The sequence below is a fragment of the Janthinobacterium woesei genome (genome assembly GCF_051380875.1).
In the GTDB taxonomy this organism is placed as follows: domain Bacteria; phylum Pseudomonadota; class Gammaproteobacteria; order Burkholderiales; family Burkholderiaceae_D; genus Janthinobacterium.
This window is the reverse complement of the sequence record NZ_JBNYXW010000008.1, coordinates 83,771-97,060: the sequence shown is the minus strand read 5'-3', so window position 1 is coordinate 97,060 and position 13,290 is coordinate 83,771. Positions and strand designations below refer to the sequence as shown.

Annotated in this window: 14 protein-coding genes and 1 pseudogene; 6 read left to right on the top strand and 9 right to left on the bottom strand. The window is 58.5% G+C overall.

Annotation, left to right across the window (positions count from 1 at the left end; translation table 11 throughout):
- Nucleotides 1–177: 177 nt before the first annotated feature.
- Nucleotides 178–375 (top strand): DUF6979 family protein, encoded by a 198-nt coding sequence (locus tag ACQ4W6_RS10815; protein ID WP_436567199.1) that lies wholly within the window; start codon nt 178–180, stop codon nt 373–375.
- Here ACQ4W6_RS10815 and ACQ4W6_RS10810 read toward each other — a convergent pair.
- The gene (locus ACQ4W6_RS10810) at nt 331–1,326 is read right to left on the bottom strand and encodes an IS481 family transposase (protein WP_436567198.1); all 996 of its coding nucleotides are present in this window, start codon (nt 1,324–1,326) and stop codon (nt 331–333) included. The two genes, ACQ4W6_RS10815 and ACQ4W6_RS10810, sit on opposite strands and share 45 nt — an antisense overlap.
- 102 nt (nt 1,327–1,428) lie before the next feature.
- Here ACQ4W6_RS10810 and ACQ4W6_RS10805 point away from each other — a divergent pair.
- Nucleotides 1,429–1,677, top strand: a pseudogene (locus ACQ4W6_RS10805) (DUF6979 family protein); the annotation flags it as partial.
- A gap of 67 nt (nt 1,678–1,744) precedes the next feature.
- Here the strand turns inward: ACQ4W6_RS10805 and ACQ4W6_RS10800 are convergent.
- Both ACQ4W6_RS10800 and ACQ4W6_RS10795 read right to left on the bottom strand, forming a co-directional pair.
- Nucleotides 1,745–2,998: an Arm DNA-binding domain-containing protein gene (locus tag ACQ4W6_RS10800; RefSeq protein ID WP_436567197.1), complete on the bottom strand. Its 1,254-nt coding sequence runs from the start codon at nt 2,996–2,998 to the stop codon at nt 1,745–1,747.
- Nucleotides 2,956–3,162 (bottom strand): hypothetical protein, encoded by a 207-nt coding sequence (locus tag ACQ4W6_RS10795; RefSeq protein WP_436567196.1) that lies wholly within the window; start codon nt 3,160–3,162, stop codon nt 2,956–2,958. Before ACQ4W6_RS10795 ends, ACQ4W6_RS10800 begins: the two co-directional genes overlap by 43 nt.
- A gap of 304 nt (nt 3,163–3,466) precedes the next feature.
- Between ACQ4W6_RS10795 and kleE the strand changes: the two genes are divergently transcribed.
- Together kleE and ACQ4W6_RS10785 are read left to right on the top strand one after the other, a co-directional pair.
- The gene (gene kleE / locus ACQ4W6_RS10790) at nt 3,467–3,766 is read left to right on the top strand and encodes a KleE stable inheritance protein (RefSeq protein WP_436567195.1); all 300 of its coding nucleotides are present in this window, start codon (nt 3,467–3,469) and stop codon (nt 3,764–3,766) included.
- Nucleotides 3,763–4,689, top strand: coding sequence for a ParB/RepB/Spo0J family partition protein (locus ACQ4W6_RS10785; protein ID WP_436567194.1), 927 nt, complete (start codon nt 3,763–3,765; stop codon nt 4,687–4,689). The genes kleE and ACQ4W6_RS10785 overlap by 4 nt, the downstream gene beginning before the upstream one ends.
- Nucleotides 4,690–4,800: 111 nt before the next feature.
- On the opposite strand, the gene ACQ4W6_RS10780 is transcribed toward ACQ4W6_RS10785, so the two are convergent.
- The 6 genes from ACQ4W6_RS10780 to mhpA form a co-directional block, all read right to left on the bottom strand.
- On the bottom strand, nt 4,801–5,853 hold the full coding sequence (locus ACQ4W6_RS10780) for a nucleotidyl transferase AbiEii/AbiGii toxin family protein (RefSeq protein ID WP_436567193.1): 1,053 nt from the start codon (nt 5,851–5,853) through the stop codon (nt 4,801–4,803).
- Nucleotides 5,850–6,569, bottom strand: coding sequence for a DUF6088 family protein (locus tag ACQ4W6_RS10775; protein WP_436567192.1), 720 nt, complete (start codon nt 6,567–6,569; stop codon nt 5,850–5,852). Before ACQ4W6_RS10775 ends, ACQ4W6_RS10780 begins: the two co-directional genes overlap by 4 nt.
- Before the next feature lie 229 nt (nt 6,570–6,798).
- The gene (locus ACQ4W6_RS10770; protein ID WP_436567191.1) at nt 6,799–6,957 is read right to left on the bottom strand and encodes a transposase; all 159 of its coding nucleotides are present in this window, start codon (nt 6,955–6,957) and stop codon (nt 6,799–6,801) included.
- A gap of 433 nt (nt 6,958–7,390) precedes the next feature.
- The gene (locus tag ACQ4W6_RS10765; RefSeq protein WP_436567190.1) at nt 7,391–8,740 is read right to left on the bottom strand and encodes an MFS transporter; all 1,350 of its coding nucleotides are present in this window, start codon (nt 8,738–8,740) and stop codon (nt 7,391–7,393) included.
- Between the two features lie 162 nt (nt 8,741–8,902).
- Nucleotides 8,903–9,901 (bottom strand): fumarylacetoacetate hydrolase family protein, encoded by a 999-nt coding sequence (locus tag ACQ4W6_RS10760; protein WP_436567189.1) that lies wholly within the window; start codon nt 9,899–9,901, stop codon nt 8,903–8,905.
- Nucleotides 9,902–9,970: 69 nt separating this feature from the next.
- A complete protein-coding gene (gene mhpA, locus ACQ4W6_RS10755; protein WP_436567188.1) occupies nt 9,971–11,485 on the bottom strand; it encodes a bifunctional 3-(3-hydroxy-phenyl)propionate/3-hydroxycinnamic acid hydroxylase MhpA in 1,515 nt (504 codons plus the stop codon).
- Nucleotides 11,486–11,576: 91 nt separating this feature from the next.
- Here mhpA and ACQ4W6_RS10750 point away from each other — a divergent pair, with 91 nt between their 5' ends.
- Together ACQ4W6_RS10750 and ACQ4W6_RS10745 are read left to right on the top strand one after the other, a co-directional pair.
- Entirely contained in the window at nt 11,577–12,131 is a 555-nt protein-coding gene (locus ACQ4W6_RS10750; RefSeq protein WP_436567187.1) for a VOC family protein, read from the top strand.
- A gap of 68 nt (nt 12,132–12,199) precedes the next feature.
- Nucleotides 12,200–12,964, top strand: coding sequence for an IclR family transcriptional regulator (locus tag ACQ4W6_RS10745; RefSeq protein WP_436567186.1), 765 nt, complete (start codon nt 12,200–12,202; stop codon nt 12,962–12,964).
- The last annotated feature ends 326 nt before the right edge of the window (nt 12,965–13,290 follow it).

Sequence of the window (13,290 nt, the reverse complement as noted above, 5' to 3'; positions counted from 1 at the left end):
ACGGCCGCTTCCTGCGGCCGTTTTCACGCCAAGCTGGCTTAGAACGCCTAGCAAACCTCACACTTACTCTTGAAGCAACAAGCTCGTACACTGAGTCATTCTGGCTGTCCTCAATCGCTACCGGACGTCGCAAAGTAGCGGAAGTCTAAGCGTCGCGCATCAATTTTCGAGGTAGTTATGGGGAAATTTGGAGTGGCAGCAATTACTGCGGTTCGTGTGTATAGCGAAGGAAAGGTGGCAACAGTAGCGGATGCTTGGGGCCTTGCTGTCCTAGAGATTTTTCCGAACAGTCCATCTTCTCAGGCCAAGGGTTGTCCTAAAGGGACATTCCTAGGTGTCAAGACCCGCCTGGTTGTAGACGCGTTTAACGAATAATTCCGGCTTGGTCTGCTGCCATTTCTTCATCGCCTGGATCGGTGTTTCGTTATTCAGGGCGCGCTGAGGAATGTTGTGGTTATAGATTTTCAGGTAATTGCGCAACGTCGATTCCAGTTCGTCCCGAGAGCCAAAACGGGTCTGGTTTACGATCTCGCTGATGCGGCCATTGAAACGCTCGACCATGCCATTGGTTTGCGGATGGCGAGGCGGAATCAATCGATGTTCGATCACCAGCTGCTGGCACAGCACGTCAAAGACATGCTTGCCGCTGGGGATACGGTCGCCGCTCACGGGGTCTTTCTGCTTGCTGGTAAAGCGGTCAGTGAACTGGCTGCCGTTGTCGGTGAGCAGTTTGACGATGGTGACTGGGCAAGCATTTTTCAGTTTGATCAGAAAGTCGGTGCTGCTGCTGTCGGACTGGTTGGCATAGATTTCCATGAAGACCCAGCGCGTGGCGCGGTCGATGGCGACGAACAGGTAACGGCGTTCGGTTTCATCAGGCATCTGCGGCAAGTACTTGATATCCATATGTAAAAAGCCGGGCTCGTAATCCTTGAACGACTTTTTGGTGACCGGCTTGTCGCCTTCGCGTGTGGCCAGTTCGAGCAGACGGGACACACCATGGCGCCGCAAGCAGCGCCCCAGGGCACCACGCGAAAGCGCCGGATTGACGAACTCGCGCGCGACTGCCAGCAAGTCGTCGGTGGGCAAGAGCAGCGTAGTGCGCAGCGCCACGACGATCAGCTCCTGGGTGGGCGTGAGCGTTGTGTGCATCGTGTGCGGCCGGTGCGAGCGGTCTTGCGGGCTGTCGCGGTTCTGCCATTTGCGGATCGTCAGGCGGCTCACGTTATAACGCTCGGCCAGTTCCTGTTGGGAAAGTGTCGAGTTGCGGATTTCTTCCCGAATCAGGTGGGTGGTACGGGTTTGGCTGTGAAGGGCTTGGGTCATGGCGCTGGCGATGGGGTGACAGGAATTAACAGTGTACTCAACAGGCGCCTGGCTTTGAAGTAGGGCAAGCTGCGAGTCGGGACATGATCACCCAACTCTAGACACCTAGGGATTTGCGAGAGCGGATGCGTTATCGGGGTTCCCTGTGGCGAATACACGAGGTCCCGGAAAAATAAGCTCTACGGACTGAAAGCGCTTGAACTGTTGTGCGTGACCCCTAGTCTTGCCGACGATGAGGCCACCCTTTGGCAGCTGGTGCTGGCCGGCCAAAGCAGGGTTCCAAATAATCAAATGGACGTCATTTCTTTGCTTTGGAAAGCGGGGCTAGTATATGGGAATCCAAAAGGATAAGAGCTTTCTGTCGCTTATCTGCCATGAACTGCCGTCGGCGGTCTTTGAGCGAGGTTGTGAGGTATTTTTAGTTGTATTTCGGGAATTCATCTGTCCGCAGCGGGTTCGTCTGTGCATACAGACGCAGCAGCCGTTCCCTGCGCCCATGGTCCAGTCCCGCTGCAATCCACTTGCCGTAGGTGCGCACGATCATGGTTGTGTCCGCATGGCCCATCTGTGTGGCGACATATAGTGGCGGCGCACCGAGCATGAGTAGGTTGGAGGCGAAGGTATGGCGCATCTGGTAGGGGTTGCGGAAGCGCACGCCGCTTACCTTGATGATGCGCTTCCAGCGATTGTAGACGGGTTTGTCTCCCTGCCACGGCTTGCCGGTGCGCGAATGTAGGAATACGGTGCTTGCACCGGTTCCCGTTAGCGCGTGCTGTGCCTGCAGTGCGGTTAGCGCCCCAAAGCGCATGTCGATCGTGCGCAGGCCGCTCAGTGTCTTGGCCCGGTCCTTCATTTCGCCGTCGACGAACGCTCCGGCCACGCTGATCTGGTGGTGCGCCTCATCGACGGCTGGCCATTGCAGTGCGATGTATTCGGAGGGCCGCATGCCGGTGCAGAAGGAAAATAGCAGCATGTTGCGCTCATCCTCGCGCTCGCAGGCTTTCAGGATGAGATCTATTTCATCGATATTAAATGGGTCGGCCTTGAACTTGCTGACACGCTGATCGCGCGGCAGCAGTTTTCCTAGCTTGATGCTGTCGAAGGGATTGGATTCCAAGTCGCCTTCGGTCACGCCCAGTTCGATGGCGTTGCGCATCGGGGTAAGGATCAGCTGAATGGTCTTGCTCTTGCCGTTGAGGCCCATGATCCACTTGCGCAGGTCGCGCGTGGTCAGTTCGGTGGCAGGCTTGTCTGCCCATTGTGGAAAAAGATGATTTTTCGCCACCTGCTGGTAGCAGTTGTAGGTCGATAGCTCCAGGTTGCGCTTGGCGATCAGCAGGTAGTCGCGCAACAGGTCGCCGACGAGAACCGCTGGACGGGCCCTCGCCGCTGCGGCGGCCTGCGCGTCGGCTTGCACCTGCTTTTTTCGCTTCGTGGTGAGCGAATCGGGAAAGAATTCCTCGTAGGAAAAGGTGCCGCGTTCGATGGCATTGACCACGGCGCCCTGCAGCCGCCTTGCATAAGCGATATTGTTGCGCGTATGTTCCAGCTTCAGCGGCTCGCGGCATCGTTTCCCTTGATACTGGAAAACGATGCGTATCGTTTCCGAGCGTACCCCCTTGCGCAGCTCTACGCCCGTACCACTGTTCCTTGCCCCCATGTCTCCACCCATTTTTCTGCGGCAGCGAGATTGACCCATAGCATTTCATCGACGACCTTGCATTGTATGCCGTCGCACCACTTGCCGGCACGCCGTCTGGCGTGCACGGATGCAGCCGAATCGCCGGTGAGTTCGGCGTACTTCTTGATTTTTACCCACGTCACGGAATGTTCCATCTGAGCCTCCATCGTCCGGTGTGCCGCGCCAGCGCTGCACGATCAATATTTCGAATTCCTGAGCCTAGTATCTGACGCCACGAGTGGTGTTTCAACAGGAATCCTCATGGGATATCGACTGGATCAAAGCTGCGCTCAATGCCGGATGTCAGGGATTACTCTGGCTTTAGCAGATAAAAATACGCCGAATTCTGTAAGGCTGTTTGTTCTATATCAATCTCGTTTGCAGCTAAGGGGATGATGATAGCCACAGACGGAATTTCTGTTGCCTGGCATAGCGTGCCCGGTGCGAAGGAGAGAGAACATGGCAGACATTATTCAGTTTCCACCTGTCACAGGCAAGGGGAAGCCTCAGCTGCAGCCCGCGCCCGCCCCCCAGCCCAGCACGCCTGGTCTGCGAAAAATACTGTGGGTCATCGTCGTATTGTGCTGGCCAGTAATACGGTTCTTTATGGTGTGCGATGTGCTGTTCCAACTGCTGCGCATGCTCGTGTTGTGGGATACGCCGGGTACGCATGCCGGTTGGGGATTCATTCTGCACTATGCTTTTTTCTGCTACCTGACCTGGTTCGTAGCGTATGGCAATCCGGATCAGTCGCGATGAGGAAGGCATCCACGCAGGATGAAGCCGTTGGTAGTGGTGAATTGGAGGGTGGGCCGCTGGAGCTACCCCTCGAACTTATCGACGAAGACCCGTTGCAGCCACGCTCAGCGGCGAATCCGGGTTTTACGGCACATAGCCTGTCTGAACTTGCAGCCTCGATACACTTGCGCGGTATCAAGACGCCGATTTCCGTACGCAGTCATCCCGAACGGCCCGGGCGCTACATCATCAATCACGGCGCGCGTCGCTACCGCGCTGCGCGGCTGGCGCAGTTGGTGGCGATTCCCGGCTTTATTGACGACGACTACAGCGAGACCGACCAGGTTGTGGAAAATCTGCAGCGCAACGAGTTGACGGCGCGGGAAATTGCCAACTACATCGGCCGTGAGCTGTCGAAGGGCTTGAAGCGGGGACAGATTGCCAGCAACATCAGCAAGTCCGCCGCTTTTGTGACGCAGCACGCGGCCCTGCTGGACTTGCCGGAATCCATTGCCCTGGCATTCAACGAAGGTAGGGTGCGCGATGTAACGACCGTCAATGAGCTGGTGACGGCTTACAAGTCGCAGCCGGGCCAAGTCGCGGCCTGGCTGAACCAGGGAGAGCCCGAGATCACACGCAGCGCCGTCAAGCTGCTGCGCGCCTTTCTGGACGCAAAGTTTGACCATGAGGAATCGCCGGTCATTGAGCTGGATAACACTGCGTCCGCAATGCAGGCAACTGGATCTGCGGTGGTGGACGTAGTGCACAGCCGCTGGCGCTGTACCGGCATCCTGGTACGGCACCTCCAGCGCGAGGGTGTGCTGGTGCTAGGGCGCCGTCCGGGCGGGGAAGGGCGCGTGTGGATACGCTATGAGGATGGTGTCGAAGTGGAGATTGCGCTTGCCGAAGCACAGCCACTGATACTGCTGGGTGCCGAGGGGTGATTTCTTATCGCTGATTATCCGACACATGGAATCGCCTAGCGGGCACGGTTGTGCGCCGCCTCCTGCCGATCACTGAAATAATCGCTGATGGATGTTATCGCTCTTTTGTGCTCAGGGTGGCATTCTGGCACCGTTGACAAGTTGCTCGAAACGCTGCGCACTGTCCAGCACTGCATCGAGTGGGGGAACGCCGCCGAAGATCATGCCAGTCATTGCTGAATAATCACTTTTGAGTGCATTTCGCATCGCCGGGTTTGGTGTCAGTGTGAACGTGCCGGGCATGGCAGTATCCAGACCCAAGTCGGTATTGCCGAAGAACAGCCTTGCATGACGGGCGCAGTCGGTCGCCAGCGCGTGATCGGTCTGCCATGCGGCGGCCAGCGGTGCCTGCATCAGCTGATGCACGTCATAGTAATGGCGCGAGATGCGTTGCCCACCATGTCTTAGCTCGCCGCGCCGGTCATGCCATTGGCGCAGGCCATGCAAGATCATGATCTTGTCCCAGAAAGTGCGCTCGGGCTGGACGGTGGTGACGTTTGCTACACTCAAGTCCAGGTCAGGCAGATCCTGTGTGACATACGGCGTGACGCAGGCAGCGATATGCGGATCGAGTGCCGATTTGGCGCCGGCCTCGATTTTCACGGCTGAGCGGATGTAGTCGCCGGTGGTGGCCGTGACCGTCGGATACCAGAGCAATAGGGTTTGGCCATCCTTGTCGTCAGGGTCTTGCTCCAGCCGAAAACGGCCCTCGGGAATGACGGCTGCCGCGAGCTGCGTGAGTTGCGCCGTCAACGGTCCTGCGATGTAGGACTGGCATGCGTCGCGAATCGCGTCCAAGCGTGCGCGGCGTTTTTTCCCGCTCAGCGCATCCAGATCGGCAACTTCGGTAGCATGTCCCAAATCTTCACGGAAGACGGTGATGTCAATGTCTTCGGAAAAGCGCGTGATGAGGCCGAAGGCCTTGGAGAGGGAGGTGCCGCCTTTGAAGAGCAGGCGTGGGCCGCCAGGCTGCAGGCCATTGAACAGCGCATCCAGTGTCCAGCAGACCCAGAAGTCTTTTTCTACGTTCTGCACCGCCGTGCCGAGGCGGGCGGCGGCACTGAGGAATAAGTCGCGTCGCTCTGCATCGTTGGCAGTGATGACTGTGTGAAATGCCGGATTCAAGTGGCCTCCGTATGTTTGACCGGGCGCTGGCGCAGCGTCGCGGGTTTTTCTGCACAGGGAGACTGATGGTGTGAGACCGATGCACCCTGCGGGTCGCAGCCGGGAAGTTCCCGCACCAGGCTTTGCATCCAGGCCGGCAGCATATTGAAACCATCGCACAAATCCTGGCGGATCGCGGCACCGTGTACCGGGTCTGCCAGCACTTTACCCAGTTTGCTCAGGATGGCGCTGCGTTCTGTCGCCAATGTGTCTTTCAGCCAATGCAGTGCCTGCACGATGCGCATGGCCGGACGCCCGGCCCAATACAGGCGGCTTGGTGCCGTCTGCTTGAACTCAATGGTGAGATTGTCCAGCTCAATTGCGCGGCGGCGCGTGTCGGTATGGATGGTTACTCGTGCGGGGACTGCATCGGTCAGGCCGAGGTCATTGGCGGCAGTCATGCCGTCCACCAGCAGGCGCAGTTGATCGCGGCGGGCAATAGCTTGCGTCACAGCACGGTAGTCCGGGGTGGTGGGGCGCTTGGTCAGTCCGCTGAGTTTGGGCTTGTCATACAGACCCCTGTCGATGCGACGCAATTCTCCCGCCCGCACCATACGCTGCAAGGTCTTGTCGATGGCATCCCGGTTACCCAACTGGGTAAAGTCGGTCGGTACCCAGACTTGTCCGGGTTCAGCTGCTTCGACCATGGCAGAGATATTGGATTTGAGTTCGGACATGTTTTCTCCTGTCCGATATTTATATATCTTTTTCGGACATTGAGCAAGAAATTGTCCGAAAAATGTAGTTTTATTTCGGACGGGCTGATTGTTAATTTATTTTTGGAGAGGTTTCTCCTGGATTCATCAGTTGATATTTGGGAACTACGGTATGACTTTTTTCCTTATTTCAGCCAGTGAATTTCGCGGAAAATTGGCGGTTATGTGTATTTTCAGCTGATCAAGGAGATCACCAAATGGACGAATGTTGGCTTTGAGCGGTAATATGTCCATCGCCGCCCAGCGCGCCGTTTGCCACCAGCGCGTACATATGCAGATGGTGCAGCAGGTTCTGGGCCCACGTATGGAGCACCAGAGTGCCATCAATTCGCTTGATTGTTGACCACATTCATTGCTCGTCATCCAGTCCACTGCGCAGCACCGCTCAATAAGGGCTACGCTGCGCGTAACCCTTAGCCGCTCGGCTTATCCCGCAAACCTGCGCTCGCCTGAAGGCCAGCTTGAAGTGGCGGACCAGGCCGCGCTGACGCGCTTGCCGCTGCGCTTCGCCAGTAAAATGATAACGGCACGAAACACCACTCAATAAGGCCTATGCCGCGGAGCCCCTATCCGGATTTCTGAACATCGAGACGAGTAAAGCGCCTGCGCGCTTTACATGTGAGATTCAAAGTCCTCGCGCTTGGCAGGCGCGTGGCGCTCAGAATCCTTCCTCTACCGTACAGCGGCTAACGCTGACAAATCATCTTAGGCAGTGGACGCAAGCGCAAACGCGGCTTGGCACCGATGCCTCGCGACGTTTTCCTTGTCACCTACCTAATCCATCACTGCACCCGCTTCCCCCCATTTATCGGCAAGCGCATCACAATGACGACGCCGATCAGCAACAGCACGGTTGCGTACAGTAGTCCTGCCGTGAAGCTGTGGGTGGTATCTTTCAGCCAGCCGACGATGACGGGGTTCAGCGCGGAGCTGAGGTTGCCCGTTGCATTGATCAGCGCGATGCCGATGGCTTGGGCCTTCAGGCTGAGGGCTTGGTCGGGTGTGGTCCAGAAGATCGACATCGCGGTGGTGGCGCCGGCCGAGGCCATGCAGACCCCCAGCATCTGTAGCACAGGCTGGTTTGAGGTGGCTGTGCACAGCCAGCCGGCTGCCGACAGCAGCATCGGCAGCATCAGGTGCCAGCGCCGTTCTTGCTTGCGGTCCGAGCGGCGGCCCCACCAAATCATGGCAACCACGGTTACTACAGGCGGTATCGCGGACAACAGGCCGATCATACGGTTGCTCGCGTCGGCGCTGAAGCTCTTGACGATCAGCGGGGTCCACACAGCGACCATGGCTAAAGTGTTGACGAGGCAAAAGTAAGCCATGCCGAACTTGATGACTGTCGGCGAGCTTAACTCGGCCCACAGGCTGGAGCCCGCGCCGATGGCAGGTTTTGGCATGTGCGCCGCTTGCAGGCTGCGCGCCAGTACTTCCTTGTCGCTGGAGGACAGCCATTTTGCATCCTGGGGCTTGTCGTCCAGGTAATAGAATACCACCAGTCCCAGCACAGCGGACGGCATGCCTTCGAGCATGAACAGCCATTGCCAGCCCTTGAGCCCCATTGCACCGTCCAGCCCCAGTATATAGCCCGATACTGCCGAGCCAAGCGCGGCGGTGACGGGCATCGCGATCATGAACAGGGCATTGGCCCGGGCCCGGTAGATGGGCGGAAACCAGAATGTCAGGTACAGCAGCATGCCAGGCAGAAAACCGGCCTCGGTGATGCCGACCAGCACCCGCAGCAGGTACAGCGTTTTCGGGCTGGTCGCGAACATGGTCGCGGTCGAGGCGAGGCCCCAGGCGATCATGATGGTGCCGATCCAGCGCCGCGCACCGACTCGCGCCAGCACCACGTTGCTGGGGATGCCGAAGCAGATATAGGCGATGTAAAACATGGTGGTCGCCAGGCCGAACTGGGTCGATGTCAGGCCCAGGTCCTGCATCATGGTCAGGCCGGCGAAACCGATGTTGATGCGGTCGAGGAAGGAAAATACAAAGAGCAGGAAGATGAACCACAGCAGGCGCCGCGATACCTTGGCTACAACTTGTTTTTCAGCTTTGGCTCTGGCCGCGACTTCGCCAGCGGCGTCGGAATAGGTGCCCGGTGGGTGGGATGTGATCGCTTGCATAAAGGCTGTCTCCTGAATTGTCGATGGTGCCGCACGCGCAGCGTGCGGCGGTGGACGCCGCTTCTTGGTGGCGGTTGCTGTCCAATGTCATGCTCTTGTGTATCAATTGCAGTGTATTTCTTGCTTCTTTACTTGTCGGTGTGGCGTATCGACCTAGTCAGCTTATTGGGCTGGCTGATAAGTGTATTGCTCCACCTTTTGGTCGATGGCACCAAACACGGATTGGCCTTGTGCATCGAACATTTCGACGCGCACTTCATCACCAAATTGCAGCAGGGGTGTCTGCATTGTGCCGGTGGCCAGCTTTTCCAGCATGCGCTGTTCCTGCAGGCAGGCGGAGCCAACGGAAGTATCGCGGTTCGACACGGTGCCCGAGCCGATGATGGCGCCGGCGCGCAACTCGCGCGAAGTAGCGGCGTGGGAAATCAGGCGCGGGAAGTCGAAATAGCAATCGACGCCGGCGTTGGGCCGACCCAGCAGTTTTCCGTTGACGTGGCTGACCAGGGGCAGGCACACCTTGGTGCCATCCCAGGCGGCATCGAGTTCGTCTGGCGTGACGGCCACCGGCGAGAATGCCGTCGACGGCTTGGAGATAAAGAAGCCGAAGCCTTTGGCCAGCTCACCCGGCATCACATTGCGCAAACTCACATCGTTGAGAATCATGATGAGCTTGATATGTTTCGCCGCATCGGCCACGCTGACGCCCATCGGCACGTCATCGGTGACGATGGCTACTTCGGCTTCCAGGTCGATGCCCCATTTCTCATCCGCAATACGGATAGGGTCGCGCGGACCGATGAAGCAGTCGGAGGCGCCCTGGTACAGCATCGGGTCCGTGTAGAGCTGCTCGGGCATGTCCGCATTGCGGGCCTTGCGCACCAATTCGGCATGGTGCAGATAGGCCGAGCCATCGCACCACTGGAAGGTGCGGGGCAGGGGCGACTCCACCTTTTGCGTGTCAAACGCAAAGGCGCCGCTGGCCTGGCCCGCGTTAAGGCGGTCCGACAATTCGCGCAATTGTGGTTCAACGGTGCTCCAGTTTTCCAGCGCTTCACGCAAGGTGGGGCAAATTGCCGTGGCATCGACGGCATGTTTCAGATTGCGTGAGACAACGATCAGGGAGCCGTCGCGGCTGCTTGTTTTCAGAGTGGCGAGTTTCATGGTTGAGCTTTCAATGGAGGTGAATGAGCGGGTGTAGAAGTCAGGATATGTTTGGTCATGGCGGTTCGCTCAGGCAGTGACTGCTTGCGCAGCGGCAATGGTGGTATCGCAGTAGATCCACTGCGCCAGCTGGCGGATGCATCCCGGCAGGTCAGCCAGATTGGCAACGGCGTCAAAGACGTAGCGGTCCGGACGGATTACCACGGCAGCGCATTGCTCGCTGTGCAGCCACTGCTGGGTTTTGGCGCCGCCGTTTTCGATCAGCACCACGTCCAGTCGTGCCAGTTCGGCGCGCAGTTGCGGCGTTAAATACGCCGCTTGGCTGGCATCGACAAGGACGGCAAAGCGCTGGCCCACCACGTCGTCCAGCCAGCGTCCATCGGGCAGGGTGGGTTGGATGAATATTTTGCCGACCGGCCCGCCGCGCCCCGTATGCACGCCGGAACCCAGGGTGGGGCGGGGGAATTTAAAGCACAGGCCCTGGGCCTTGAGCTCGGCATCGCGCCGGGCGGCCGCTTGCGGATCGACGACCTGGACAATGCGCCCCATCTGGACCGCTAGGTCGACGAATTCGCGGGCATGGGGATGGCGCTCCGCTCCATAGGTGTGCAGGATGGATGCGCGCTGCGGCGTGCGGACCGCCACGGCCAGCTTCCACGCCAGATTGGCGGCATCGCGTGCGCCCGCGCACAGGCCCTGGCCTAAAAACGGCGGCGTCTGGTGCGCCGCATCGCCTGCGATGAACAGCCGGTCTTGTTGCCATGTCTGGCTGACCAGCGCATGGAACATATAGCACGATGCCCGTTCCAGTACGCCTTGCGATGGTTTGATCCAGCGTTCCAGCAGGGTCCAGACATTATTTGGCTCAGTGATGGTGGCCAGGTCGTCGTTATCGAGCAGCATGATTTCCCAGCGTCGCCGCAGTGGGTGGACATAGATCGAGGTGGCGGGACGGGCCGGATCGCAATGCTGCACCGTGTGATCAGGCAAATCGAGGGGGCGATGCAGTTGCGCATCGACCACCAGCCAACCCTGATGCATACCCAGATCTTCTGGCACGTCGCCTATCCATTGCCGCACCAGTGAGCGGGCACCATCGCAACCGACGACATAGCGTCCACGCACGGTGTCGAGCGTGCCATCGGCCAGATGGGCGACTTGCAGCGTCGCGCCGTCAGCCTGTGCGGTATAGCCGCGCACCTCAATGCCTTGCCGCAAGGTCACATTGCTGTAACGGGCCAAGCCGTGGCGTAGTGCTTCTTCCACTTGGGGCTGGTGGAAGTAGTAGTCGTTATGCCAGTTTTGATCGCTCAAGCCGGCCTGGCCTTCGCGCGTGACCAGCGTTTCCCCTGCGGCATTGAGCCATTGCATACCATGCCCGGGCCGGCAGTTTGCCATGATCTCGGGTGCGACCCCGGCGGCCTGGAAGATGCGCATGGTTTCCCCATCCATATGCACGGCACGCGGGATTTGCATGACTCCCTGCGCGCGGTCGAGTACCAGGACCTGCAAACCGTGTTGTCCCAGCAGGTTTGCCAGCAATGCGCCGGTCGGGCCGCCCCCTACGATTATGACGTCGTTCATGCTTGTCCTTGATTTGCGATATTTGCGCAATGTGCGAAAAGTGAGATAATATAGCGCCATTCATTCGATAATATCAAGAGGAATTTACGCAATGCGAAAATCAACGGGACTTTCATTTAGCCATGTAGGGATCTTTGTGAACGATCTGGAAGTCATGGCCAGCTTCTATTCGGATGTATTGGACTTCACGATCACAGACAGGGGGCACTTGCAAGGCCCGCATGGTCCCATCGACCTGGTGTTCACCAGCCGCGACCCCGATGTGCACCACCAGATCGTGCTTGTGTCGGGCCGTCCGGAGGAGATCGACTTCAATGTCGTCAACCAGATTTCCTTGACCGCAGATTCGATTGAAACCCTGCAAGCCTTCTATCAGCGGCTGCAGACGGCCGGCGTGACGGAGTTGACGCCCGTCACGCACGGCAACGCGCTATCGGTGTATTTTCGCGACCCGGAGGGCAACCGCATCGAGCTGTACATCGATACGCCATGGTATGTGTCGCAACCGATGCGCGTACCGATGCCGATCGAATTGCCGGCCGACGAACTGCTGGCGTGGGCCGAGCAGCATGCCCGCGTCTTGCCGGGCTTTCGGCCGCGTAGCGAGTGGCGCGCGGAAATGGCGAAATTGATGGGTGTTGAATAAGTGTTCCCGGGGCGGGAGTGTCGAAGCTATCGGGTGATTGATCAGCAGGAATACAGTAAAATCAACAGATGACTGAATCGAACTCTAGCCTTATCCGCATGCTTGCCGTGCTGGACGCTTTTACTGCCAAAAAATATGCCTGGACGGTGGATGAACTGGCTGGCCATTTCGGCTATACGGTTGCTTCCACCTACCGCTATGTCAAGGCCTTGGGCAACGCTGGCTTGCTGATCCGGCTGCCACGCGGCGTATATGTGGTGGGCGGCCGCGTGATTGAGCTCGAAGCGCTGATACGCGATACCGATCCGCTGACGCAAGTCGGTGGCGCCATCTTGCAAGAGCTGGTCAATGAAACGGGCTGCGACGTCTTGCTGTCGAATGTATATGGCGATCACCTCATGAACGTCTTCCACCAGCCCGGCGTGGAGGCATTGGGACTTTCCTATTTTCGAGGGCGCAATTTGCCATGGTTCAAGGGCTCGCCGTCGAAGGCTGTCCTGGCGTTCTTGCCGCGTGCGCGCGTGCGCCACTTGTTTGACGCGACGTTCGGCGCACAGGCCGACGAAGCGCAGTGGACGGCTGCGGTCAAGGAGCTCAGGGCGATACGCAAGGCCGGTTACTGTGTCAGCCTGGGCGAACTCGATCCTGATGTTGTCGGTTTCGCGGCCCCCGTCGTCCTCGAAAATGACGTCATTGGCAGCGTCTCGCTGACCTGTTCCAGGAAGCGGGCCAGATTGCTGAACCAGGAAAGTATCGGCAATTCGCTCCAGACCCAATGCGCCGAATTGGCTCGTCGTTTGTCCGCCAGCGACATGCCGCCGGCCGATACCTAACCCATCTTTGCCACCGTTGGCCAAAAACGAAACGATACGCCGCTCAACATACTGTTCGCCCTTGCACAGCACCGTTCATCAAGGGCTACGCTGCGCGTAACCCTTGGTCGCTTGGCTTACCCTCAACACCTGTGCTCGCTTGAAGACCAGCTTGAAGAGGTCGAGCACTTGTGTGCTTGCAGAGCGTAGCGACAGCCAGCAATATGCGGCCCGGCGCGGATAGGCGAGGCGCCCCATCAAGCGGAATGGGGGCGTGGTAGCTGGCGCTGGCATGATGCCGTGTCGTGATGCGTCGTTTGATTGGGAGTCAAGACACGCAATCCATG

Coding starts and splice junctions, on each gene's coding strand:
- mhpA (WP_436567188.1), bottom strand. CDS start 11,485: ATGAACGACGTCATAATCGTAGGGGGCGGCCCGACCGGCGCATTGCTG.
- ACQ4W6_RS10760 (WP_436567189.1), bottom strand. CDS start 9,901: ATGAAACTCGCCACTCTGAAAACAAGCAGCCGCGACGGCTCCCTGATC.
- ACQ4W6_RS10770 (WP_436567191.1), bottom strand. CDS start 6,957: ATGTGGTCAACAATCAAGCGAATTGATGGCACTCTGGTGCTCCATACG.
- ACQ4W6_RS10775 (WP_436567192.1), bottom strand. CDS start 6,569: ATGTCCGAACTCAAATCCAATATCTCTGCCATGGTCGAAGCAGCTGAA.
- ACQ4W6_RS10765 (WP_436567190.1), bottom strand. CDS start 8,740: ATGCAAGCGATCACATCCCACCCACCGGGCACCTATTCCGACGCCGCT.
- kleE (WP_436567195.1), top strand. CDS start 3,467: ATGGCAGACATTATTCAGTTTCCACCTGTCACAGGCAAGGGGAAGCCT.
- ACQ4W6_RS10785 (WP_436567194.1), top strand. CDS start 3,763: ATGAGGAAGGCATCCACGCAGGATGAAGCCGTTGGTAGTGGTGAATTG.
- ACQ4W6_RS10750 (WP_436567187.1), top strand. CDS start 11,577: ATGCGAAAATCAACGGGACTTTCATTTAGCCATGTAGGGATCTTTGTG.
- ACQ4W6_RS10800 (WP_436567197.1), bottom strand. CDS start 2,998: ATGGGTGGAGACATGGGGGCAAGGAACAGTGGTACGGGCGTAGAGCTG.
- ACQ4W6_RS10795 (WP_436567196.1), bottom strand. CDS start 3,162: ATGGAACATTCCGTGACGTGGGTAAAAATCAAGAAGTACGCCGAACTC.
- ACQ4W6_RS10810 (WP_436567198.1), bottom strand. CDS start 1,326: ATGACCCAAGCCCTTCACAGCCAAACCCGTACCACCCACCTGATTCGG.
- ACQ4W6_RS10745 (WP_436567186.1), top strand. CDS start 12,200: ATGACTGAATCGAACTCTAGCCTTATCCGCATGCTTGCCGTGCTGGAC.
- ACQ4W6_RS10815 (WP_436567199.1), top strand. CDS start 178: ATGGGGAAATTTGGAGTGGCAGCAATTACTGCGGTTCGTGTGTATAGC.